19 protein-coding genes and 3 tRNA genes are annotated in these 22028 nt (G+C 37.5%); 2 read left to right on the forward strand and 20 right to left on the reverse strand.

Annotation, left to right across the window (positions count from 1 at the left end):
• Nucleotides 1–9: 9 nt before the first annotated feature.
• Together R4Z10_RS20915 and R4Z10_RS20920 are read right to left on the reverse strand one after the other, a co-directional pair.
• Nucleotides 10–1419, reverse strand: a complete 1410-nt coding sequence (locus R4Z10_RS20915) for a M20 family metallopeptidase (RefSeq protein ID WP_338471199.1) — start codon at nucleotides 1417–1419, stop codon at nucleotides 10–12.
• Complete coding sequence (locus R4Z10_RS20920) at nucleotides 1403–2635, reverse strand: MFS transporter (RefSeq protein ID WP_338471200.1); 1233 nt, start codon at nucleotides 2633–2635, stop codon at nucleotides 1403–1405. Before R4Z10_RS20920 ends, R4Z10_RS20915 begins: the two co-directional genes overlap by 17 nt.
• Nucleotides 2636–2997: 362 nt before the next feature.
• Here R4Z10_RS20920 and rluF point away from each other — a divergent pair, with 362 nt between their 5' ends.
• Together rluF and R4Z10_RS20930 are read left to right on the forward strand one after the other, a co-directional pair.
• Entirely contained in the window at nucleotides 2998–3714 is a 717-nt protein-coding gene (gene rluF, locus R4Z10_RS20925) for a 23S rRNA pseudouridine(2604) synthase RluF (RefSeq protein ID WP_338471201.1), read from the forward strand.
• Between the two features lie 264 nt (nucleotides 3715–3978).
• Nucleotides 3979–5154 carry an alanine--glyoxylate aminotransferase family protein gene (locus R4Z10_RS20930; RefSeq protein ID WP_338471202.1) on the forward strand — a complete coding sequence of 392 codons (1176 nt, stop codon included), beginning with the start codon at nucleotides 3979–3981 and terminating at the stop codon, nucleotides 5152–5154.
• Nucleotides 5155–5348: 194 nt separating this feature from the next.
• On the opposite strand, the gene R4Z10_RS20935 is transcribed toward R4Z10_RS20930, so the two are convergent.
• From R4Z10_RS20935 to R4Z10_RS21020, 18 genes are all read right to left on the reverse strand, one after another.
• Nucleotides 5349–6092 (reverse strand): amino acid ABC transporter ATP-binding protein, encoded by a 744-nt coding sequence (locus R4Z10_RS20935; protein ID WP_338471203.1) that lies wholly within the window; start codon nucleotides 6090–6092, stop codon nucleotides 5349–5351.
• Between the two features lie 12 nt (nucleotides 6093–6104).
• On the reverse strand, nucleotides 6105–6770 hold the full coding sequence (locus tag R4Z10_RS20940; protein ID WP_338471204.1) for an amino acid ABC transporter permease: 666 nt from the start codon (nucleotides 6768–6770) through the stop codon (nucleotides 6105–6107).
• A 33-nt stretch (nucleotides 6771–6803) separates the two neighbouring features.
• Complete coding sequence (locus R4Z10_RS20945) at nucleotides 6804–7586, reverse strand: transporter substrate-binding domain-containing protein (protein WP_338473298.1); 783 nt, start codon at nucleotides 7584–7586, stop codon at nucleotides 6804–6806.
• A 438-nt stretch (nucleotides 7587–8024) separates the two neighbouring features.
• Nucleotides 8025–8213, reverse strand: coding sequence for a hypothetical protein (locus R4Z10_RS20950; protein ID WP_338471205.1), 189 nt, complete (start codon nucleotides 8211–8213; stop codon nucleotides 8025–8027).
• 129 nt (nucleotides 8214–8342) lie between these two features.
• Nucleotides 8343–8822 carry a 23S rRNA (pseudouridine(1915)-N(3))-methyltransferase RlmH gene (rlmH, locus tag R4Z10_RS20955; protein ID WP_338471206.1) on the reverse strand — a complete coding sequence of 160 codons (480 nt, stop codon included), beginning with the start codon at nucleotides 8820–8822 and terminating at the stop codon, nucleotides 8343–8345.
• Between the two features lie 350 nt (nucleotides 8823–9172).
• On the reverse strand, nucleotides 9173–10399 hold the full coding sequence (locus tag R4Z10_RS20960) for a trypsin-like peptidase domain-containing protein (protein WP_338471207.1): 1227 nt from the start codon (nucleotides 10397–10399) through the stop codon (nucleotides 9173–9175).
• Between the two features lie 102 nt (nucleotides 10400–10501).
• Nucleotides 10502–11296 carry an MBL fold metallo-hydrolase gene (locus tag R4Z10_RS20965; protein ID WP_338471208.1) on the reverse strand — a complete coding sequence of 265 codons (795 nt, stop codon included), beginning with the start codon at nucleotides 11294–11296 and terminating at the stop codon, nucleotides 10502–10504.
• A 6-nt stretch (nucleotides 11297–11302) separates the two neighbouring features.
• Nucleotides 11303–12130: a two-component system regulatory protein YycI gene (locus R4Z10_RS20970; RefSeq protein WP_338471209.1), complete on the reverse strand. Its 828-nt coding sequence runs from the start codon at nucleotides 12128–12130 to the stop codon at nucleotides 11303–11305.
• Nucleotides 12117–13439, reverse strand: coding sequence for a two-component system activity regulator YycH (gene yycH, locus R4Z10_RS20975; protein ID WP_338471210.1), 1323 nt, complete (start codon nucleotides 13437–13439; stop codon nucleotides 12117–12119). Before yycH ends, R4Z10_RS20970 begins: the two co-directional genes overlap by 14 nt.
• Entirely contained in the window at nucleotides 13436–15262 is a 1827-nt protein-coding gene (walK, locus tag R4Z10_RS20980; protein WP_338471211.1) for a cell wall metabolism sensor histidine kinase WalK, read from the reverse strand. Before walK ends, yycH begins: the two co-directional genes overlap by 4 nt.
• Before the next feature lie 9 nt (nucleotides 15263–15271).
• Complete coding sequence (gene yycF, locus R4Z10_RS20985) at nucleotides 15272–15979, reverse strand: response regulator YycF (protein WP_338471212.1); 708 nt, start codon at nucleotides 15977–15979, stop codon at nucleotides 15272–15274.
• A gap of 329 nt (nucleotides 15980–16308) precedes the next feature.
• Nucleotides 16309–16385, reverse strand: a tRNA-Asp gene (locus tag R4Z10_RS20990).
• 121 nt (nucleotides 16386–16506) lie between these two features.
• A tRNA-Glu gene (locus R4Z10_RS20995) sits at nucleotides 16507–16578 on the reverse strand.
• A 9-nt stretch (nucleotides 16579–16587) separates the two neighbouring features.
• Nucleotides 16588–16663: transfer RNA gene (locus R4Z10_RS21000), tRNA-Lys, on the reverse strand.
• Nucleotides 16664–16894: 231 nt separating this feature from the next.
• Entirely contained in the window at nucleotides 16895–18262 is a 1368-nt protein-coding gene (gene dnaB / locus R4Z10_RS21005) for a replicative DNA helicase (RefSeq protein ID WP_338471213.1), read from the reverse strand.
• Between the two features lie 335 nt (nucleotides 18263–18597).
• Nucleotides 18598–19044, reverse strand: coding sequence for a 50S ribosomal protein L9 (gene rplI / locus R4Z10_RS21010; RefSeq protein WP_338471214.1), 447 nt, complete (start codon nucleotides 19042–19044; stop codon nucleotides 18598–18600).
• On the reverse strand, nucleotides 19041–21014 hold the full coding sequence (locus R4Z10_RS21015) for a DHH family phosphoesterase (protein WP_338471215.1): 1974 nt from the start codon (nucleotides 21012–21014) through the stop codon (nucleotides 19041–19043). The genes rplI and R4Z10_RS21015 overlap by 4 nt, the downstream gene beginning before the upstream one ends.
• Before the next feature lie 27 nt (nucleotides 21015–21041).
• Nucleotides 21042–21983, reverse strand: a complete 942-nt coding sequence (locus R4Z10_RS21020; protein WP_338471216.1) for a YybS family protein — start codon at nucleotides 21981–21983, stop codon at nucleotides 21042–21044.
• Nucleotides 21984–22028: the final 45 nt, after the last annotated feature.

Below are 22028 nucleotides of genomic sequence, written 5' to 3' on the forward strand. Positions count from 1 at the left end.
TTACCGTTTTTATTCCTCTGGAATAAGCGAAACATACTTTTCACCGTTTAAACGGTTATGTAATTCCTGTTTGGCTTCTTCAATCATTTTTGGATTTTCCATACAAGCAATTGCCGTACGAGCCATAATATCGGCTGCATAGAGCATGCCCTTATGTCCAATTGGCGTATTCCCCACTGTAACTACTTGCCAAGTATGGAGCGGTGTACCAAGAACCATAGAGGCTGTTGTACATTGCACAGTTGGTGTTTTCCAACTAACATCTCCCACATCTGTAGATCCGTACAAAGCCCTCTCTGATGATAATGGTAGTACCAGTTCACACAGACGCTTATTCCCTATTAATTCCTTTTGTCGGGGTGTCATATTACTATACGCTGAAGCTTTACTTTCATTATCTAATGACTGATAAATTTGCTCTGCAAAGGAAAAATCCTCTTCACTAAATTGAAGGGCTGGTGCATCATCAAACTGTTGCTGCATTACTTTTGCAAGCGTAGTATTTGGAATTAAATTCGAAGCTGCCCCATCAAATTGTTCCTCAACGCTTGTCTCAGTCATTAATGCAGCACCTTGAGCTATTTTTTGAACACGCTTATGGATCTCTACTACTTGCTGTTTCTTTGGTGCGCGAATTAAATAAGAAACCGCTGCATATGGTTGAACTACATTTGGGGATGTACCTCCGCTATTAATGACAGCATAATGGATACGTGCCTCTTGGATAACATGTTCACGCAAGTAGTTTACGCCAACATTCATTAACTCCACTGCATCTAAAGCACTGCGTCCTAAATGAGGGGCTGCTGCAGCATGAGCGCTCTTTCCTGTAAATTTGAATGTCACCGCATAGTTCGCTAGTGACGTAATATTCCAAGTTGTATTGGTTGTCATGGGATGCCAAGTAATCGCCATATCCACATCGTCAAACACACCATGCTTTGTCATGTAGGCTTTACCTGATCCGTTTTCTTCTGCCGGACAACCATAAAATCGAATCGTAAACGGTGCATTTGTTTTTTCAACATACTCTTTCGCTGCCACTGCTGCTGCAAATGCACCAGTTCCGAGCAAATTATGTCCACAACCATGTCCGTTACCATTTTCCTCTATTGGTGAATATTCAACCTTACCCCCTTCTTGACTTAAAAATGGCAAGGCATCATACTCTCCCAAAAATGCAATAACGGTTGGGCCACTGCCAAAGCTACCCATAATCGCCGTTTCTAGATTAGCTACATTGTTTTCAACTGCAAATCCTTCTGCTCTTAATGCTTCCTCCATTACTGAAACAGCATACTTCTCTTTAAAATGCAATTCTGGTTTAGCCCAGATTTTATCACTAATTGTTGTAAACGTTCGTTTTCTTTCTTGGAGATAGTCACTTACTTTAAAGGATGAATTATGCGATATTCCCATGTTCAACCTCCTTAAAAACCTGATTTTTTAGAGAGATGGTTAAAATCGCACCCACACAAATAATGGAAATGACTACTAATAGCCACATTGCAGCGTTATAGGAACCATTAAACACATCAACCATGAATCCTATTAAAGTAGGCGTAACAAATCCTGCTAATTGTCCTCCGGTATTTGCCATCCCCATAGCTGTTCCTGCATAACTTGAAGGAATTCTTTTTAATATAAATGATGGCAATAATAACACAACGAAAGTCAATAGCAAGGTGACGATACATTGAAAAGTTATAAATAATGCAATGGATTCTGCATTAAACATTAGAAATAAAAATCCAGATAAGATCAATGCACAAACTGCACCAATGAATTTATTTACTTTCAAATCTAATTTATCGATTAGATAACCAAATACGATCATGGCAATAATTTGAATAGCACCAGGAATCATTTGTAACCAGCCAATGGAAACTAAATCAAGCCCACGTACATCTGTCAAATATTTAGGCATCCAAGAATTTAGCCCCCAGTTTACCGCATAAATAGTAAAGTATGCGACAACTAAACTCCACATTAATGGCATTTTAAATAAGATCCCTAATATGTCTTTTACTTTATGCCCTTGATTGGTTTCTTTTGCTATTTCATCCTTCGGTACATATTTCGAATATAGAATTGCAATCCCAACTCCCAATAATCCGGCAATAACAAAGAACGCACGCCAACCTATTGTTAGTAGGAGTGCAGCTGAGATAATTGGTACAAGCATCGCCATAATCCCGCCAGAAGAAAGCATGATCGACATTACTTTACTTCGTTCATTCACAGGGAAAGATGATGAAATAATCTTTGAAGCTGAAGGTTGAAAACCACCTTCACCAATTCCGAATAGAAAACGAATGATGACCATCATACTTAATGTCCATGCAACCGCAGTTAAACCTGTAAAAATAGACCATACAATCACTGCTGTTAATAATACTTTCTTTGCACCAAACTTATCCGCTAAAAGACCTCCAGGTAATTGCATCAAGGCATATCCTAGGAAGAATGAGCTTAAAATCAGACCTGTCTCCGTAGCGGTTAAAGCAAGGTCTTCTCCAATATACACGATGGCATAATTGATTAAGTAACGGTCAAGGTTACCTAATGCCCAACCTAAGAACAGTAATATTACTAATGTTTTCCGAAACTTTTTCTCAAGAATTTTCTCCGCCATAAGACCTTCCTTTCATTTAACGACACTCTATAAGAGAAAAAAGTAAATGTCGAATTTTGTACGATTGCAATAGGTATTTAAGGAAAATTAGGGTTTACTATCGAGACTTATTCCAACCTTAAATCAAAAAAAATGGGCTCGATCTAAATATAGATTATGCTTTTCTTTAATTAATAAACTGTAGCTTTATAAAATTTTATAATGAGATTTAAAATTACACCCTTTTTTTAAAAAATAAAAAAGAGCTGTCCCAACATATTTATGTAGAGATCAGCCGCTTCTAGATGAGTTAAACCTATTGAGATTACCCCCTATTATAAAGTATAGTAAAGTATCTGGATAAAATAATCATCTGATTAAGGATGTGTCATATGCGCATTAATAAATATATAAGTGAATCTGGAAAATCATCTAGACGAGGCGCCGATAAATTAATTACTGATGGCAGAGTTACAATCAATGGGAAACGTGTCACGATAGGCACCCAAGTTAAACCTGGGGATGATGTTCGAGTAGATGGAAATCCCATCCGAGTAGCAAGAAATAATGTCTATATCGCCTTAAATAAACCTGTAGGGATTACGAGTACAACTGAAAAGGCTGTAAAGGGAAATATTGTGGATTTGGTCAACCATCCATTAAGAGTATTTAATATTGGGCGCTTGGATAAGGATTCAGAGGGTTTGATCCTCCTTACGAATGATGGCGATATTGTTAACGAAATTCTACGTTCTGAAAATAAGCACGAAAAGGAATATATCGTTTCGGTGGACAAGCCCATTACCCCTGAATTCTTAAAGAAGATGTCAGAAGGTGTGAAAATATTAGGGACAAAAACACTTCCTTGTAAAACCACCCAATTATCAAAATATGATTTTAAAATCATTTTAACACAGGGACTAAATCGTCAAATTCGCCGAATGTGCGCTGAGTGTGGGTATGAGGTGTACCGATTGCAAAGAATCCGAATTATGAATATCCATTTAGGCAATCTTCCTCCTGGACAATGGAGGGATCTATCTAAGAAAGAGCGAACTCAATTATTTAGAGACTTAAACTACGAGCCAAAAGAATGGTAAAAACTAAATAATATCAATCTTTAGGTAGAATGATCATTGGATTAATATCCCATAAATGGGGAAATCCGACGATCATTCTTTTTTATGTTTAAGGGCAATCTAATTCCCATAATAAACTCATTTAATTGTGATTCAATTCACATAACTTAACTAAATATGTTTTTATATAATCTCGCCCAAATATAACAAATGATGATGTATAATAAGAAAAAATAAATAAGAAATTTGTTAATTTGTAATATTACTATAATATTTAAAGGAATGATGAATATGAGATTTAAGCCAAGCTATGCACCAGGACCAACAGACGTACGTGAGAATGTACGCTTGGCGTTAGCTAGAAAATCAAATAATACTGATTTTGACAAAGAATTCATCCACTATTACAATGACGTATGCAAAAAAATGGGACAGGTCATGGGTACGAAAAGTGAAGTACTTTTGCTTGCTGGAGAAGGAATTCTAGCTTTAGAGGCTGCCTGTGCAAGCTTAACCGAACCGGGGGATCGTGTCCTTGTACTCGATAATGGAATATATGGGGAAGGCTTTAAAGACTTTGTTAGTATGTACGGAGGAGAACCTGTTGTCTTAAGCTTTGACTATCATAAAGAAATACCTGTTGAAGAAGTACGCAACTATTTAGAAAAAGATCATGACTTCAAATATGCCACATTTGTTCATTGTGATACACCAACGTCCATCTTAAATGATGTCAGCCAACTCTCTCCATTATTAAAAGAATATGGCATTCTAACAGTCGTTGATTCAGTAGCTGGGATGGTTGGTGAATCCATCGATGTCGATCAAAGTCAGGTTGATATTTGCTGTGGAGGTACGCAAAAGGCGATCTCAGCACCTACTGGCTTAGCGATCGTTTCCATTAGTGAAGACGCTAAAAAGGCGATGAATTATCGTAAAACACCAATTGCTTCATTTTATGCAAACCTGCAGATTTTTGAAGGGTATATAGAAAAAGGAACCTTACCTTATACAATGCCTGCTATGAATATTGAATCGTTGGATGTTGCACTAAACAATATTTTAGAAGAAGGTCAATTAGCCATTTATGAGCGGCATGCAAAAATTGCAAACGCGGTGCGGAAATCAATACAAGAATACGGACTATCATTATTTTTAGAATCAGGATGCTCTAATACCGTAACTGCTGTTGTCATTCCAGAAGAAATCGGCGCATTACGATTACAACAACACATCCAAGAAACATACAATCTATACATTGCTACCTCTTTGGCACAATATGAAGATGTCATTTTGCGTATTGGTCATATGGGTGAAAATGCCTTCGCTGAAAAAGTTCTATCTGTCTTAACAGTGATCGATAATGGCCTTCGTGATTTAGGTTTCAAAGGAAATGGGAACCTTGGACAGCTATTTCTCGATGCTTATCGAACAGAAGAATTAAGTTCCATTTATGTTTAAAGTTATTCAAAGACTTAAAAACCCACTCTCCTTTAAGAGTGGGTTTAGTTAAAAATTAAGGATTTGAAGGTTCCCACTTTTGATCTCTATTTTTAAAAAACTACCGACCTCATTTTACTTATTTGTAGGATTCACGTGATAAATCTACATAAAGGTAAGAGGTCCTGCCTAAACATATAGACAGGACCTCGTGTTTATTTTAGCATTGTCGACTTTAAAAACTCCTGAGTTCGCTCCTCTTTCGGATCGTTAAAAAATTGGTCAGGATTGCCGCGTTCAATAATTTCTCCATCGTGCATATATACAATCCAATCCGCTACTTCTTTAGCAAATCCCATTTCATGGGTAACAACAACCATTGTCATTCCTTCTTCAGCCAAATCTTTCATAGTTGTTAAGACCTCTCCCACAAGCTCAGGATCGAGTGCTGAGGTTGGCTCATCGAAAAGCATAATGTCTGGTTCCATCGCAAGTGCTCTAGCAATTGCGACCCGTTGCTTCTGCCCGCCTGATAGTTTACTAGGATAGACATCTGACTTATCCTCCAAGCCTACTTTATTCAGCAATTTTTTTGCTTTGGAGATAGCCTCCTCTTTGTCAACGCCCTTTACCATGATCGGTGCTTCGATAATATTTTCCAAAACGGTTTTGTGTGGGAATAAGTTGAAATGTTGAAACACCATCCCTACCCTTTCCCTAATTTTATTGAGGTTATCGGTACTTGGGTCGACTTCATTTCCTTCAATGATAATATTGCCGTTATCCTTTTTTTCTAAAAAGTTCAAACAGCGAAGGAGGGTGCTTTTCCCTGAGCCGCTTGCTCCTACTAAACAAACGACATCATTCTCGAAAACTGTCATATTGATATTTTTTAATACATGTAAGTCTCCAAATGATTTATTTAATTGATTTATTTTAATCATTTCTCTTGTGTCCAACGTCCTCGCCTCCTATCTGTCGCTTACTGCTAATTTCAGTTCAAATCGGTTTACTACAAATGTCATCAGCGCCACTAGCAATAAATAGTAGACTGCTACAATGAGTAAATAAGTCATTTCATCAAAATTATTGGAACCTAGAGTTGTCGCGACATTAAACAGCTCATTCATAGAGATAAATGCGGCTAACGAAGAATCTTTTAAACTGATGATAAATTGGTTGCCTAAAGGCGGCAACGCCCGGCGGAATGCCTGCGGAAGAATAATTCTTCTTAAGGTCAGCACTTTTGTCATCCCCAAAGAGCGTCCTGCCTCCATCTGTCCTTTATCGACTGCCTGAATTGCGCCTCGAAGGATTTCAGAAATATAGGCTCCATTATGTAACGCTAGGGCAAGTGAAGCGGCCCAGAAATCAGGAAGGAGGAAAATCCCGCTAATTCCGAAGTAGAGGATAAATATTTGAACAATCAGTGGGGTTCCACGAACCAAATAGACATATATATCTGAAATGAGTTCTAACACTTTTATTTTTGAGATTTTTAATAAGGCAAAGAAAAGTCCTATAATGATTCCGATTAAGATAGAAACAGCTGTCAACTCTAATGTTAAAAGCATTGCTTTTAAGAATACACCTTTTGTTTCTGTTAGTGTTTGAAAAAAATGTGAAAAACTTGGCAATGTACCTACTTCCTTTCTATCCGTGACATAAATCTATTCTGGTTTAATGGTAATGTCCTCACCAAAATATTTAATACTAATCCGAGTGAGTGTCCCGTTTTCCCGGAGTTTTTCCAAGGATTCGTTTACTCTCTTCAATAGTTGTGGGTTATCCTGAGGCAGTACAATGGCTTGTTCACTGCGATGAATTAACTCCTGCCCTTTAATCTTAAACCCTTCCTTTGCAGCATTTTTCCCAGTGACAAAATCTGTAATGACTGCATCATGCCGTCCTCCACTTAACGCTTTTAAAGCGGTAATATCGCTGTCATAGTTTTTTATGTTGTCTGTATACTTAGAAGCGGTATCCGCATAAGTCGAACCTTTTGCTACAGCTACCTCTTTGCCCGCTAAATCTTTGACAGTCTTAATTTGACTGTCCGGCCTAGTGAAAATTTGCGGTCCAGAATAATAGTAGGGAGTACTGAAGGAAACATGTTTGCTCCGCTGCAGATTGATCGTGTGGCTAGCAACTGCTGCATCCGCACGACCTGTTTTGACCCCCTCTACAATCCCTTTGAATTTGATTCGTTTTTGAACTGGTTCAAGGCCCATTTCTCTTGCAATGGCTTCGCCAACCTCAATATCAAAGCCTGACATGGTGAGATCTTCATTCATATAACTAAATGGCTTAAACTCACCCGATGCAGCAAAAACAAATTTATTTTTATGTATCAGTTCAGATCCGTCGGCAAGCTTTTCCTTCTCGGCACAAGCTGATAAAAAGCAAACCATAATAAAACAGAAAACCAATATTAGCCTTTTATTCAACCGCATGTTAGCTATCAATTCCTTTCCCTTTCGTTTATTTCTACAATCCCCCTTGCTAGGTATCTAACTTATTACAGTGAATACCCCTTTAACTTCCCGATCAAACAAAAAAGTGCCAGCCACCTTTAATGGTGTCTGACACTCTTTGCACAACACATAAATAGAGCTAGTTTCACAGAGGGAGTACCTTCCGCTTTTTTTCTGCTTTAGGTAGAATAAATATTCTAATAAACCTCATTTACTTATGATACGGTTCACCCTACTTGGCTAACTAGCAGTTTTTTAGCCCCCTTATATTAGCCTAATCGGTCTTATAAAATTTTCTGAGTTTAGTGTTTATACACCTTATTGACCCATTTAATAAATGTGTAACTGAGCACATAATTGACAGTCAAATCAAAAAAACACCCTGCTTCGCAACTAAAACAAAACAGGGCCTTACTATTATTGCAAGCGATCTAAAGCTTGATAGTCTTTCATATATGGACCATTATCCGCTACGGCTGAATGGTATAGCGCTTTAATGGCTAAATTTTTCTCTAAGCCCATTTCGACTTTTATCTTCTTTAGCTCATCATGCAATTCACGGTGCTCATTTATTAATTTTAACATGATTTTTTTACTATATTTCATCTTGTCACATCCCTAATGTATTGTTTTTTCAGTTCTTGTAATGGAAATTGACAGGTTTATTAAACTCAACAAAATCTACGAATACAACCTTTTCATATACCATTTAGGTAATTAATGTAGGAACCGCATCTATTTATGATACGGTTCATTCCGATTAATCCGAAATGCTCGGTACACTTGCTCCAACAAGATCAACCGCATGAGCTGATGGGGGAAGGTCATTTTAGAAAAGGATAGCTTTTCATCTGCTCGGTTGAGTACTTCGTCGCTTAGACCTAGTGAACCACCGATGACAAAGGCAATTTTACTTTTCCCATAAGTAGCTAATTTGTCTAGGGAATCAGCCAACTCCTCAGATGACTTCATCTTTCCATCGATTGCAAGGGCAATAACATACGTATCTGTAGATATCTTGCCCAAAAGTTTTTCTCCTTCTTTTTGTTTGACTTGCTCCATTTCAGCTAGACTTAGTTCTTCCGGGGCCTTTTCATCTGCCAATTCAATCATTTCTACTTTCGCATAACTTGATAATCGCTTTAAATATTCTTGAATTCCTGCTTTTAAATACTTTTCTTTTAATTTTCCAATGGTAACGATTGAGATATTCACAACTTATCCTCACTTTATAAACATTTTACAAACAGATTACAAACAACATACCCACAGAAGTTATCCACATATTCACATTCTTATCCACATATTGTGTGGGATCGTTCGTTCCCTACAAGATATATGCCTATATTTCGACACAATTTTTCACCTGTGCATATCTGAAAATTAATAAAATATTACTTGGAAAAGCTTGATTTAATGGGATATATCTTCTAATTAATGTGCCTGCATGAGAACTTTTATAATTTCCAAGATTCGATAATAATCAACATGTGGATAATTTTATCTTTTCCTATCATAACACACAAAAAAGGAGAGCTTCCACAGCTCTCCTGACTTATCCACAATTAGTATGTTTCACCGGCTAATGTTAATGTAGCTTCTTGTTTATTCCCTTCACGATAAAATTTCACTGTCATTTTATCGCCGACTTGCTTTTCGTTGTATAGATGTTTGCGTAATGAAATAACATCTGGAATCTTTTCCCCATCTATTTCATAAATAACGTCTAGTTCTTGTAAACCTGCACGATCGGCTGGGGAATTACGAAGGACACTCTCGATGATAACACCTTCTTTGACGTCATTAGGCAGTAACAATGTTTCATGTTGATGATAAGAAGCAATTTCAGTTAAATTACGAATCGTGACTCCCATTGTAGGTCGCTTCACTTCACCAAATTTCTCTAAATCCTCAATAATTGGTATCGCTGAATTGATTGGAATAGAGAGTCCAATCCCTTCTACTGCTTCTTGAGCAATTTTCATTGAATTAATTCCAATAACCTGTCCAGCGATATTAATTAAAGCCCCGCCGCTATTTCCAGGGTTAATCGCGGCATCTGTTTGAAGAACCTCTACCTGCCAATCTTCAACCCCATCACCATTTAAGTCAACAGGAATCGTTCTCTCCAGTCCTGAAATAACTCCGCTTGTAACAGAACCTGAGAAGCCTAGACCTAATGGATTTCCAATCGCAATTACGGGTTCACCTACTTTTAATGCATCTGAGTCGCCAAATTCAGCTATCGTTTTAATCTGAGCGCCATCTACTTCAACTACAGCTAAATCCGTCCATGGATCTGTTCCAACTGTTCGAGCCGGAATTTTTGTTCCATCTGATAAAGTTACTTCAAGTTGATCTGCGCCTTCAATGACATGATTATTTGTTACTATGTACGCTTTATCCCCCGCCTTTTTATAAATAACACCTGAACCGGTACCCGCTTCTTGACTTGCCCCTTGTTCTAACCAAAAGCTTGAGGATTGAAGGTTAGTAATTCCGACTACTGCATCTCCAGCCTTTTCCACTGCTTCTGTTATTCCCGTTTCCACTTCAAGTGAGACACCTTGCGTAATCGTGTTACCCTCTGTACCGCCTTTTTCAGTGTTTGCCCCATTTGTTGGCTGAATTGAATAGGGAAGAAGTCCATAATTTGAAAGTGCAGGTAGAATTAAGATGACAAGCAATCCCCCTATAATTGCACCTACCAAACTCGTAAGGAGATAATTCTTCCTCTTTGATTTTTGTGGTCTATAGTGATTTTGATCTTCTTGCTGATCATAGAAACCCAAGATGAATCCCATCCTTTCTCCCTTAAAATTCACTATGCTTTATTTTACCTATCTACCCTTTATTATACTCACTAACTCTTGAAAAATAAAAATAAAAACCCCTTAGACAGCAGTCAAAGGGGTAGGATTCTTCGGATCTGTATCATAAAGGGAAAACTGTTCACCTACGATCATCCCTTTACTTTCAAGTGTTTGCGTTACAGACATTCTAGCCAAATCCTTCATATTATTATCCATACTTAAATGAGCCAAATATACTCGTTTTGTGCGATCACCAATAACTTCACTCATCGCAAGAGCTGCATCCTCATTGGAAACATGTCCAACATCACTCAAAATTCTCCGCTTTATATTCCAAGGGTATTTCCCCATCCGCAACATACTCACATCATGATTGCTTTCAAATACATAAATATCAGCATTTGAAATAATTCCTTTCATTCGATCACTTACATATCCAGTATCGGTGATCAGAACTATTTTCTTCCCTTCATGATGGAAAACATAGAACATCGGCTCTACGGCATCATGAGAGACGCCAAAAGATTCAATATCAAGCGAACCAAAACTTTTAACCGTCTCCATATTAAAGATAAATTTTTGTTCTGTTGGTACATTACCAATAAGAGGGTCCATTGCATTCCATGTTTTTTCATTTGCATAGATTGGTAATTGATACTTTCTTGCTAGAATTCCAACACCTTTAATATGGTCACTATGTTCATGGGTTACAAAAATACCAGATAAATCTTTAATATTTCGCCCTATTTGTTGAAATAGGCCTTCCATTGCTTTTCCACTTAAACCGGCGTCAACTAAAAATGAATGTTCCTCTGTTTCTACATAGATGGCATTCCCCGTACTCCCACTAGCGAGGACACTAAAATTCAACGCCATTTCTCCTCACTCCATTGCTTCTTTTTTCTCTGTCGTATTATTTAAGTTCGTGACAATTTCGCCCTCAAATGCGCTTACGTACAACTTTCCTTTCCCTTCAATCTCAAAACACCACGCTGGATTCAGTACTTGTCTTGTATCTGGAAGAACCGGGACAAGTGTATAATAGCCTAACTCCACATTCGTTATTTTACTTTTAGGAGGGAGCTCATCCTTGTTAAATAAAGTTTCAATTGCTTTGATGGGTTGAATGATTTTTTCGGGATTTGATAATTCTTGGATCTCATCCAAATAGGTTTGCGTATAGGAATCAATCTCATTTGAATCATTTATATAAAAGGTGATCTGTCCATGCTCGTTTTTAAAAAGCTTTTTATTATTATATTGTTGCGTATACGTAACTGTTGAACCATCATCGCTTTTGTTCCAAAACGTATATTGAGTTCCGTGTAAAACATGTTCTTTAATAAATTGATTTAATTCATTTGGTCCAAACTTCTCTGAGATTTTTAAAGGTTCCTTTAAAGTCGATTCTAGCATCGTTCCATTCTGTTGAATGGTTACATTTTGATCAGCAAGTATGGATTTCTCTGTATCCTCAATCGTAAACGTTTTAGGCTTTGCCTTTAATAAGTAATCTTGGACGTTATTTTTAGGTAAGGGAACAGATATTTGAATTTCATCTGCCTTTAATCTCGTTTCAATTGAAGACTCTGTTTCGGCTTTGACATCATATTCACTTAATTGAAACATCTCAACGAGCTCAATAATCAAGTACAAATCAAGGATGAGGAAGGAAATAATGAATATGTTTTTAATTTTACTCCAATCCAATTTCATTCCCCCCAGTTTCAATCTCATTTAGAGGCATCCAATTACCATCATAAAGGTAGAACCAACTCGGTTCTAATGAGACTAATCGTGTTTGAGTGTTCAAAGCCATTTTGTATCCAATTTTTACATTTTGCAATAATTTCGGTTGAAAAGAATTCAATGAGTGAATTCTTTCTAGGGCAATATGGCCAGAGTCCAACGTTTTGATTTGACTGTTGGCTAAATGTCCTAAAGAAAAATTATTACGATTGTAGCGGCTAATTTCAGACGTACCCCATTCTACTTCAAGTTTTGAAATTGGTTGATTATCACCAAAAACAGGATATCCATCAGGGCCATACATACGGAAATGTACGGTACTTCTTTTCTCATCAAAGCTGACAAATCGATATGGATCCGTCCAACCACCATGATTGTTAACAAAATCAATACTTTTTCGAATTAAGTCAAAGTTATTAGATACACTGTTTCGACTTCCTGCATCAGAAGGATCAATATACGTAATGGTATGATTATCTGTATTTTCTCTCATTAAATTTTGACCATCTGTAAACTCATAACCAGTTGTAATAGAGTATTTTTGCACTAGACTAGGTTTGCTAAATAAGGCATTTTTTAACTCATCACTGTCAATATTTCTTTTAATTAAATATTGATTATATACGAGTTCCTTCCTTTTCTCTGGCAAATAGATGGTTCTTCCCGATTCTAAGGTAAATGGAAAAAAGGTAGCCAGCTGTTTCGCCCCATTGAACGATGTACTTATAAAATCAGTCAATGATGATAATGAAACACGACTTGAATAGGCCAATTCATTTTCCTGTGAAATAAAGTAAACAATCCCATTTTCCCCTTCAGATCGTTCAAAATCAATCAATATTTGATCAAATTGAAACGATGGGATGTCGCCATTCAGTTTATAAATCAACGAAAATAAATCACTCGATAGATCGCTTGGATAGAGGATCTGCAAGGAATCATGCTGCTTCGTTATCGACACAGGATCAACTTGATGAAAGGGTATATTTCTAAAAGAGTGAAAGTGCCAACTGCTTATTTTATTCATCACCGCATCAATTCTCTCACCTGAGGCAGTTCCATAATGAATCCCACCTATAGTGAAAAGAATTTGATCGACTTTAACTATATCCTTTAAATCTTTGGGCGAACTTAGTAAAACTTCTTTAACAGTCGACCTTTTTTCATATTCTTCGACATTGGGCTGGTAGGTCCACAAATTCCAGGTTAAAATGGAGCCTAACACAACAAGAATCGTCAAGAGGATGGATTTTGCCTTTTCATATTTCAATTCCAATCATCCTCCTCATCTTTGTTGTATGGCAGACTAAAGAAAATGGTCGTCCCTTTTCCTTCAATACTCCTTGCCCAAATTCGTCCATTATGGGCTTCAACCATTTCCTTTGCAATCGCAAGGCCTAGACCAGTACCTCCCAGTTTTCTAGTTCTTGCCTTATCAACCCGATAAAAGCGGCCAAAAATCCGTTCAAGGTTCCCCTTTGGGATTCCCATCCCCTGGTCGGTCACACTAAAGATAACCTCACCCTCAAGTTCTTTCAGTCTAAATGTGACCAGCCCACCTTCAGGAGAGTACTTTAATGCATTGGAAATGATATTATCAATAACCTGGGTAATTTTATCTGGATCAATTTCTAGTAGGATGGATTCTTCAGAGAGCTTTCTTTCAAATGAGACGTTTTGATCCTTCGTCATTTCAAAGCGGTCAATAATTTGGTTGTAAAAAGCAACTAAATCAACCCATTCCTTAGATAGTCGATAGTCCTTACTATCCATTTTTGAAAGCTGTAGAAGATCATTTACTAAGCGGATCATTCGTTCCGTTTCTGTTTGGGTTACATTTAAAAAGTAAGGAGCAATTTCCTCGTCTTTCCATGCCCCATCACTTAACGCTTCTAAATAACTTCTCATCGTCGTTAAAGGTGTTCTTAATTCATGTGAAACATTAGCTACAAATTCTCTCCGCTCCATATCAATCTTTTCCTGTTCCGTAATATCATGCAATACGGCAATAAGGCCATTTACAAATCCAGTTTCCCGTTGAATAACCGAAAAGTTAGCCCGCAAAATATATGGAGTTGTTTCCGTACTATAGTTCAAAATCACATTATCCGTTTCAGAAATTAACTCTTCAAATGTATATTCATCTTCTAAATCAAGCACTTCTACAATCGGGGTTGATAGAATTGTTTCACGTGAAACGTCCAGCATTTTTGCTGCCTGATCGTTAATTAAGATCACCCTTCCCCGTCGGTCAGTAGCGATCACGCCATCTGTCATAAAGGAAAGAACAGAGGATAGTTTTCGTCTTTCACTTTCTGTTGTTGATTGTGCTTCCTGAAGTTTTTTCGTTAAATTATTGAAGGTATTCGCTAATTGACCAATTTCATCATTGCCATAAATTTTTACCTTTCGCGAATAGTTTCCCCTTGATAAAGCAATGGCCTGTTTTCTCATGTCCCTTATCGGTTTCGTAATGGCGTTAGCTAAGAGATAACCAACAATAATGGTGACAATTAAAGCAATCCCTGTCCCCGTAATAAAAATATGATTAATTTCTCGCATCTGTTTATAAACATTTTCTATATTCGCAACAAAGTCAATGGCCCCTATGACTTGTCCATTTTTAGTAATGGCTGTTGATAAAACCCAAATTCGATTCCCATTATCACGGTCAATAAATTCTTGATCATCTGTTTGGCCAGTCGCAATCACTCTCATGATCCTTGTATCTGTTGACTTTTGACCAACAAGATGTTGATTATTGGCATCAGAAGTACCTAATATTTTCAGTGATTGACCATCAATCACCTTAACTTCTAAAATATCCTCTGTTCGATAATCCTGAAGTAAACTTCTTAATTCTACCTCTAATGGGAGATCGTCTTCTGTTCTTTCCTTTGTTAGTTGTTCTTGGATGTAATAATCAAGTAAATGCTCCTTATCATGAATCGATGTTTTAAAATTATCCTTAAGTGTCGTCTCTAGTTGCCGGACAAAATAAACACCAATGATTTGCATAACAAGGAGAACTAATAACATAAAAATGAGCACTGTTTTTGAGTGCATAGATTGTAAAATTCTTTCATTTTTCATAAATCATGATTACTCCTGCTCAGGGTTTCTTAAATAATAGCCGACTCCTCTTCTAGTTACAATCCAGAGTGGATGACTTGGACTATCCTCAATTTTTTCTCTTAGGCGTCTTACAGTCACGTCAACAGTTCGGACATCACCGAAATAGTCATACCCCCAAACAGTCTGTAATAAATGCTCACGTGTCATAACTTGACCGATATGTTTTGCTAAGTAATGAAGCAATTCAAATTCACGGTGGGTTAACTCAATCGTTTCTCCACGTTTGGAAATAATGTAAGCATCCGGATGAATGGTTAATGAACCAATGGTAATTTCATTATTTTCATCTTCCTCTTGAGCTGTTGCTACTTGATTATGTCTTCTCAAATTAGCTTTTACACGGGCAATTAATTCTCTTGTGCTAAAGGGTTTCGTAATATAATCATCTGCTCCAAGTTCAAGTCCAAGTACCTTATCAATTTCGGAGTCTTTTGCCGTTAACATAATAATAGGCATTTCATATTTTTTACGAATTTCCCTACATACTTCCATCCCATCTTTCTGTGGAAGCATGATATCTAATAAAACCAGGTCAGGGGTAATGGCTTCGACCATTTCCAAAGCCTGATCTCCGTCATAGGCACATTCTACCTCGTATCCTTCTTTTTTAAGATTAAATTGTAATATATCTGCAATAGGCTTTTCGTCATCAACAACTAGTATTTTTTTATTCATCTTTGCATTCCTTTCAATTTCCGTTAGGTAGGAACATGTTTTTAAACTTCCGCTAAACGCTTAATAGATGGATGTTTCCTATTCTACTTTAACATTTTATCGCTTTCCATTCATCCTTTTCAATAAGATGGGTGGAATTGCTACTATAGTTATAGCTATAATTCACTAGAGATATCGATAAAGATTAGAGATAATTGAATTGCGTTTAGTTGGTTTTTAGTCCTGTAATGGAAAACAGGAAAAGACTGATCAGTCTGTTCATTTAAAGAACGACTAATCAGCCTTCGTAACTGTGTTATATAAATAATTCACATCATATTTAAAGGAAATGGCGGTCCGGACGGGACTCGAACCCGCGACCTCCTGCGTGACAGGCAGGCATTCTAACCAACTGAACTACCGGACCATTCTATAATATATATTATATACAGCTGCAGCACCAGAGTGTGTACTAAGGGTACTCTTCCTTGAAGTTACCCCATAGGAACAAAAAGCTTTTGTTCCTATGGGCACTTCTGCTTTTCTGATGACCCGTACGGGATTCGAACCCGTGTTACCGCCGTGAAAGGGCGGTGTCTTAACCGCTTGACCAACGGGCCAACTTGGGATGGTGAGCCATGCAGGATTCGAACCTGCGACCCTCTGATTAAAAGTCAGATGCTCTACCGACTGAGCTAATGGCTCCTACTAAATACTTTGTCCTAAAGGTTGATTGTGCTCTTTGTGCGCCAAAAGCCTCTTGCTTTTGTTACAGATCGCAGATTCTTCGAATCGGTGCGATTGCTCTACCAACTGAGCTAATGGCTCCTACTGATGACGACGCTTTTTATATTATCATATAGTTGTAGATTTTGGCAATACCTTTTTATAAAAAAGTTACCAGGTACCTTAAATAAAGAAAGGTACCTGGCACGTCTAAGCACCTGATGGCATCGAAGAATCATCGAATCGCCGCTCGAGATTAACGAATTTATTATATTCCTTAACAAAGGCGAGAGAGACCGTACCAGTTGGACCGTTACGCTGCTTGGCAATAATGATTTCGATAATATTCTTGTTATCAGATTCTTTATCATAATAATCATCCCGGTAAAGGAAAGCCACAACATCGGCATCCTGCTCAATACTTCCTGATTCACGAATGTCTGACATCATTGGTCGTTTATCTTGACGTTGCTCTACGCCACGGGAAAGCTGAGAAAGAGCAATTACCGGTACTTGTAGTTCACGTGCAAGTCCTTTTAATGAACGTGAGATTTCTGAGACCTCTTGTTGACGATTATCAGAATGACGACCACTTCCTAAGATTAGCTGTAAGTAGTCAATCATAATCATCCCGAGGCCACCCTGTTCCTGCTTTAAACGACGACACTTTGCTTGAATATCTTGAATTTTTACACCTGGTGTGTCATCAATGAAAACCCCTGCATTTGACAGGCTTCCCATTGCCAACATAAGTTTACCCCAATCCTCATCATTTAAAGAACCTGTCCGTAATCTCTGAGCATCAATATTTCCTTCCGCACAAAGCATACGCATAACCAGTTGTTCTGCGCCCATCTCCAAACTAAAGATCGCCACATTTTCGCCCGTTTTCGTTGCAACGTTCTGAGCAATATTTAAGGCAAAGGCCGTTTTCCCCATTGATGGACGAGCACCCACAATAATTAAATCATTGCGCTGAAATCCAGCTGTAATTTTGTCAAGTTCGGCAAAGCCCGTTGCGATTCCAGTCACATCTCCGGCCCGATTATGCAATGTTTCAATATTGTCATAGGTTCGCACAAGAACATCTTTAATATGATGGAAGGATCCAGCTTTCTTTTTCTGTGAAACTTCTAAAATGCTTTTTTCTGCTTCACTTAATAGCGTTTCAACCTCGTCTTCCCGTGTATAACCATCCTGGACAATATTGGTTGCCGTCCGAATTAAACGACGGAGAATCGACTTTTCTTCAACAATCTTAGCGTAATATTCAATATTAGCAGCGGTTGGAGCCGAACCAGCAAGCTCTGTTAAATAACCAATGCCACCCACATCTTCTAGAATATTGGCATTTGATAATTCCTCTGTAACCGTAATTAAATCGACAGCCTCACCTTTATCATTAAGGCTAATCATGGCATCAAAAATACGTTGATGGGCCCCCCGATAGAAATCATCAGGAGTTAATATTTCAGATGCAGTCGTTAAAGAAGAAGGCTCAAGGAAAATTGCCCCTAACACCGCCTGCTCAGCTTCTACATTTTGCGGTGGCAGATGCTCTGTCATAATATCACTCATTCAATGTGACCTCCCTTAATAGAAAAGCGTAAGCGGAAGCGCCTTATCCATATATCTATAAAAAATCTAATCTACAAAACCAGGAATCTACTTTTTATAAAAATAACATTCAAAAATAAAAAACCCTGTTTCAACTAATAAACATTTACCACATAAACATGATCTATGTGATTTTGCTTAAACATCGAGTGAAAGAGGGAACAAAAATATATATATTAATGAATTTCAAACAGTTTAAGAAATGTGACCAGAGTGAATCTGATCACATTTTCATTCCTCTATTATGATAACATGTTTATTTTAAAAAGAAACTTCCAAAATTAGTAATCCTTAACCTATACTTCTTTAACATGAACATTTAACGTTGCCGTTACTTCTGGATGTAGCTTTACAGGTACCTTTGTATAGCCAAGTGCGCGAATGGCATCTACTAGTTCAATTTTGCGTTTGTCGACTTTGATCTTATGAGTCTTTTGTAATTCTTCTGCAATTTGCTTACTTGTAATCGAACCGAATAGACGGCCACCTTCACCAGATTTAGCCGTTAATTCAACGGTCGTTTTATCCAATGTGTCCTTTAATTCCTTCGCTTGGGCCAATTCTTCAGCAGCTAGTTGTTCTTCTTTTTTCTTTTGGGCATTCAACGAACTAATATTTGCTGCATTTGCCTCCACTGCCAATCCCTGTTTGAGTAGGAAATTATGGGCGTAACCATCTGCTACATTCTTTACCTCGCCTTTTTTTCCCTTACCTTTCACATCTTTTAAAAAGATTACCTTCATTCTTGCTGTCTCCCTTCCATATATTCATCAATCGCCAATTTTAATTGTCCCTCAGCCTCATCAGTGGAGATCCCTGATAATTGAGTAGCAGCATTCGTTAAGTGGCCGCCACCACCAAGAGCCTCCATGATCAATTGCACATTGACATCCCCTAAAGAACGGGCGCTGATCCCAATTAGATCATCCGAACGTTTAGAGATTACAAATGAGGCCTTTATTCCATCCATTGTCAATAGCGTATCTGCCGCTTGTGCAATTAAAACTTGATGATATATTTCATCATCGTTTCCTTTTGCGATGGCAATTCCCTCATGATACGTTATAACATTTTCAATTAATTTGGCTCGCTTAACATAAGTCTGAATATCCTCTTTTAAAAATTTCTGTACGAGTACCGTATCAGCCCCACGTGATCGAAGATAAGAAGCCGCATCAAAGGTTCTCGATCCCGTTCTAAGCGTAAAACTCTTTGTATCGACAATAATACCAGCTAAAAGAGCGGTTGCCTCTAACATCTCAATTTTACCGTTTTGAGGCTGATATTCAAGCAATTCGGTAACTAGCTCTGATGTCGATGAGGCATAAGGTTCCATATAAACCAATAATGGTTGGTGAATAAATTCCTCACCGCGACGATGGTGGTCAATAACAACCACATGGTCAATGCTTGATATTAATTTCTCTTCAATCACCATGGAAGGTTTGTGGGTATCAACAATCACAAGTAAAGATTCATTGGTTGCAATCTCTAAAGCCTGCTCTGGAGAAATAAAGCGTGAAAATAAAGCCTCATTTTTGCGAATTTCATCCATTAATCGCCTTACCCCTGTATCAATATCATTAAAGTCAATAACAATATAGCCTTCTCGATCATTGGCTTGAGCCACCTTTAAAATCCCAATTGATGCGCCAATTGCATCCATATCAGGACTTTTATGACCCATGATAAATACCTTTTCACTTTCAACTACTAATTCTCTCAGAGCATGTGAAATGACCCTTGCTCTCACCCGTGTCCGCTTTTCAACCGGGTTGCTCTTTCCTCCAAAGAATTTCACCTTTCCGTTCGTTTGCTTGATGGCTACCTGATCTCCCCCTCTTCCTAGGACCAGGTCCAAGCTTGATTGAGCCAGTGCTCCTAATTCTGGAAGCGATGTCACTCCAGAACCTACCCCGATACTTAAGGTAAGAGCAATATTTTGCTTAGCTGTAACTTCACGAACTTCATCTAAAATAATAAATTTCCCTTTTTCTAATTCTTGAAGAATGCTCTCATTAAACACAGCCACTAATCGATCGGATGAAACGCGTTTAAGAAATATGCCATTCTCCTGGGCCCATTTATTTAATACCGAGGTAACTGAGTTATTTAAACTACTCCTTGTCGCATCATCAATTCCCTGTGTAACATCATCATAGTTATCAAGGTAAATCAGTGCAATGACCGTTTTTTCCTCTTCATACAACTTTTCCGTCTCGGCTTGTTCTGTAATATCTAAAAAATAGAGGAGTTTTTCTTCACGCTTATGGATGACACGGAATTTCCGTTGGTGTAAGGTAATAATTTCAGTATCTACCTCTTGTTTTATTAATGGAACAAGTGACTCCGCAACATCGTACAAAGATCTGCCAATTAATTTATCCTCGGAAAAGCAGGAGGAAATAAAAGGATTTGCCCACTCAATGTAATAATCGTCATTAATCAAAATAATTCCAATGGGCATTTCCATTAATGCCTCTTCGCCCACCTTTTTTACGCGGTAAGACAAAGTCGCTATATAATCTTCTATTTGCCTTTTTTCCCTTTGGTCAAAAATAAAGATAAAAGTAAAGGGAATAGCTACTAAGATACCCCCTATCACACCTAATAGCCAATTATAATAAGCTAATACTCCAAGAAGCACCACTGTTATCCCTATTAATCCATATAAAAAGGAATAAAAAGGTTTTTTATTTAAATTAAACGGCATATTTTCAGCTCCCAAACAGTAGTGTTATTAACGTGTCAATTTGTTCCTTAAATCGAGACCTAAATCAATTATACCTAAAATCCAGACAATATAAAGCACTATAGGTATGAGCATTATAGAGATAAGTGCTAAGATCGGAACAGCCTTTGGCCACTTTTTCTGATAAGATATGTACGTTATGAAGGAAAAACCTTGTATGATTATTAGTAATTGTAATATATACGAGATATTTGATAAAGCCAAATGAAAATAACTTCCACTATCAGGTTGAAAAATGAGACTGGCTAAAAAGGCAAGGATGAAAAGGTAAAGAATGTTTCTTGGCAACTTTAGATTTCGAAACGGCTCACCCACTACAACCTTCATTCCAAGTCTTTTTAAAATTGGATATGATACAAGTTGAATGATAAATACAGCTATAAAAGAAAATAACACAAACAGAGAAGGGGTCAGAGTATGAAGGAGTTCAACCGCAGCATATAATTGCTGAATCATTGCTTCATCCGGTTCTCCTAATAAACTTAGACTTGAAACAATCTGAGTTGATTGTTCAATGCTTTCCCTTAATAATTGTATACTATCCTCAATAAAGTTAATGCTTAAAAAAACAACTGTAACTACATATACAATGACAAGGTTAAATAGAAAAACAATTGAGCCGGCAATAAATGCCGTATTTCTTGGTTTTCCGTTTCGAATGAAATCACCTATTACGATACCAGTCAAACCAAAAGCAAGTGTCAGCGGCAAAGCCAGAAACGTACCAATGATTAAGGAGATGAGCAGCGATGCAATTAGGAAAACAGCAGCATCTTTTCGCTTATTTTTCGCCGCAAATATCATAAAAGGTAAGGATAGAAAAAAGTTAACAACCGTTCCTAAGATTGGTACATATAGGGTAATTCCTAACAGGATCGCAAAAAGGGCTAGTAATATTGCTCCTTCTGTCAGTCGATGGACATTTCTCAAAATGACACTCCTTTTATTATTATTCTATGCTTATATTTTAACGAC

It is taken from the genome of Niallia sp. XMNu-256, assembly GCF_036670015.1.
Taxonomy (GTDB): Bacteria; Bacillota; Bacilli; order Bacillales; family Cytobacillaceae; genus Bacillus_BD.

Coding starts and splice junctions, on each gene's coding strand:
- R4Z10_RS20915 (WP_338471199.1), bottom strand. CDS start 1,419: ATGGGAATATCGCATAATTCATCCTTTAAAGTAAGTGACTATCTCCAA.
- R4Z10_RS20920 (WP_338471200.1), bottom strand. CDS start 2,635: ATGGCGGAGAAAATTCTTGAGAAAAAGTTTCGGAAAACATTAGTAATA.
- rluF (WP_338471201.1), top strand. CDS start 2,998: ATGTGTCATATGCGCATTAATAAATATATAAGTGAATCTGGAAAATCA.
- R4Z10_RS20930 (WP_338471202.1), top strand. CDS start 3,979: ATGAATATGAGATTTAAGCCAAGCTATGCACCAGGACCAACAGACGTA.
- R4Z10_RS20945 (WP_338473298.1), bottom strand. CDS start 7,586: ATGCGGTTGAATAAAAGGCTAATATTGGTTTTCTGTTTTATTATGGTT.
- R4Z10_RS20950 (WP_338471205.1), bottom strand. CDS start 8,213: ATGAAATATAGTAAAAAAATCATGTTAAAATTAATAAATGAGCACCGT.
- R4Z10_RS20965 (WP_338471208.1), bottom strand. CDS start 11,296: ATGGCGTTGAATTTTAGTGTCCTCGCTAGTGGGAGTACGGGGAATGCC.
- walK (WP_338471211.1), bottom strand. CDS start 15,262: ATGAAAAATGAAAGAATTTTACAATCTATGCACTCAAAAACAGTGCTC.
- yycF (WP_338471212.1), bottom strand. CDS start 15,979: ATGAATAAAAAAATACTAGTTGTTGATGACGAAAAGCCTATTGCAGAT.
- dnaB (WP_338471213.1), bottom strand. CDS start 18,262: ATGAGTGATATTATGACAGAGCATCTGCCACCGCAAAATGTAGAAGCT.
- rplI (WP_338471214.1), bottom strand. CDS start 19,044: ATGAAGGTAATCTTTTTAAAAGATGTGAAAGGTAAGGGAAAAAAAGGC.
- R4Z10_RS21015 (WP_338471215.1), bottom strand. CDS start 21,014: ATGCCGTTTAATTTAAATAAAAAACCTTTTTATTCCTTTTTATATGGA.